The 207-nt window shown below is 71.0% G+C and carries 1 pseudogene; it reads left to right on the plus strand.

Annotated features, from left to right (window positions below):
• Nucleotides 1-207, plus strand: a pseudogene (locus tag H7U32_RS10640) (IS3 family transposase); the annotation flags it as partial.

Genomic DNA, 207 nt, shown 5'->3' on the forward strand with positions numbered 1-207 from the left:
CGAGGAGCAGCGTCGCGGGGCGGTCGATCTGTATTTCCGGGATGGCGTGTCGTTGAGGAGGACGATCGCGGTGCCGGGCTATCCGTCCGAGGCGGGGCTGGCGAACTGGGTGTCCCGCGATCCGCGGCATTCCGGGAGGCGGCGTGTGTCGTATACGCTTGATGCCAGGGCGGGGGCCGCCAGGCGCGTGATCGCCGGGGAGAGCCG

The organism is Bifidobacterium pullorum subsp. saeculare, assembly GCF_016899725.1.
Lineage (GTDB): Bacteria > Actinomycetota > Actinomycetes > Actinomycetales > Bifidobacteriaceae > Bifidobacterium > Bifidobacterium pullorum_C.